Raw genomic sequence first — 1,892 nt, forward strand, 5'->3', positions numbered from 1 at the left:
GCTCAGCCGCTCAAGATCGATACGACCCATCCCACGAGGGAATCAGCGAAACCCACCCCGCGCAAGGGGGTGGGTAATTACGCTGATAGCGCTCGTCCAGATCGAAGAGCCCTGGCTGACCCATCCGAGCCTCCCCAACCTCAACAGCAGCAGGGAATCACGACACCGTCCCGCAAGGAAGGGGTATTTCGAGGTGTCCGATAGGGCCGCCAGGAACGGTTAGAGCCAAAAGATCAGGTCTCTGCCCCAGTCATCGTCAGTTGCTATCGCGACCGCCCGCAAGGGATCATCATACCGTGCAAATCCCCGGCTCCATAGAAGCGTTCCCTCAAGCTGCCAAAATAGTGCAACTCTTTATTCCCAGTTAACCCTGTTGAATAGATTCTTTATCTGTATATCGTAAGCGTGCGATTTGAGGTCGAATATCTCTCTATCTCGGCGCGCATACTTCCAGCTGGTTGATATTTCCTTGAAGTGCCTATAAGCAAACGACTGAGTCAAGGCATAGGCCGGCAGCCAACCTTTGATGCGATGGGTTGCCCACTGCGAGTTTTCTGGACATCGACTAGGAACGACTGACCACTTTTTAGCACAACGATTAGAGTATCGTGGCAACAACCCATACTTAAATTTCTTTGTCACTCTAGTATAGTATTCAAAATCGCGATGGCGAAGGAAGCCGCTGTTGCCTGGTGAGCGGGTATGACCTTCGATACCAGGCATCCAATTGCCACGGTAAGACAAAACTCCAGATGACGACCGCTCAAGCGCATCAAATATGTTCATATCGCAATTCGATACAAGAAGTTCATCAATGTCGCAATTAACAACCCCCTGAGCTTTTGAGAGAAACATTCTACGCGCATGTTCGAGGATAGCAAATTCACAATAATCTGAGTCCCAATGCCGGTTGTTAGAGTCTCCTTGAGGGCCGAATTTAAAAGGCCAATCCACAACAACTATTTGCGAAAATTCCGAAAGCTCACTAAGCTGAGACGCCAGATAGTCGGCGCTATACAGATCAGAGTTATTGTCATAAATCAAAATAGAATCGGCTTTATGAATATCTCGATAGAAGCATGCCCAATCTTTTATCCAATCCACGATATTATTTCGTGATTTGGTAAGAAGGACTTTCTTCCCGGAAAAAAGGGAGCACAAATTCTTTTTGATGGGCACTTGGAAATTGCCCAGTGAACCTAATAATTCAATAGTTTCTGTATTAGTAGGCGCTTCAACAATGATGTGAGAATGACGATCTAGGGTTTTAATTGAAAATTTGCAGGGTTGTAAGGCGGGATGGGCAATCATACGAATCGATTTAACATTATCGAGCAAATTCCTGAAAGGCGGCGCTATCAAGATAATATGACTGTAGTCTGCGCTCCAGAACGCGTCATATAATAAGGTATCATGATCATACTTTTCATCAAAGTCTGAGTCTCTATAACGTAAAGGACGGATGCTCTCTCGTTTGACTCCAAGATTCGCGTCTAGCTTGATTGGCGAAGGGTCATAACGGTTTTGAAAATTGCATATAGCGTCGGTCATTATATAAACCTCATAAAGCGGATAGTACATGGTAGATCTTCATGGGAAATTTCTTCGCCAAGAAGCTGGTCGTATCGTGTTGTAGAATTCTATTTATCAAGATTGTCATGGAGGCCATGTTCCAAGTGAAGATAGGATTTTAACTAACTCCTTGAGGGCTGGATATCTGAAGTCTATTCGCGAAACTTGATCCGATAATGAACACCACAAAATCTGCGACCTATCTCAGCATGTGGCAAGCGAAGCGATCAATTGGGGATCGCCGTCCGTATTGAAGGGCTCCTAGCACTACCTGGGCACTTTGATGTTAGAGGGCAGCGTGAAGCGTCTTTGGCAGTGTG

Annotated in this window: 1 protein-coding gene; it reads right to left on the reverse strand. The window is 46.0% G+C overall.

Features of this window, described 5'->3' with window-relative positions:
• Positions 1 to 354 precede the first annotated feature (354 nt).
• The gene (locus CRT23_RS28295; protein WP_146056561.1) at positions 355 to 1,581 is read right to left on the reverse strand and encodes a hypothetical protein; all 1,227 of its coding nucleotides are present in this window, start codon (positions 1,579 to 1,581) and stop codon (positions 355 to 357) included.
• Positions 1,582 to 1,892 lie beyond the last annotated feature (311 nt).

This window comes from Methylobacterium sp. V23 (genome assembly GCF_002917135.1).
Lineage (GTDB): Bacteria > Pseudomonadota > Alphaproteobacteria > Rhizobiales > Beijerinckiaceae > Methylobacterium.

Excerpts from the sequence above, each read along its gene's own strand:
- CRT23_RS28295 (WP_146056561.1), bottom strand. The coding sequence starts at position 1,581 with ATGTACTATCCGCTTTATGAGGTTTATATAATGACCGACGCTATATGC.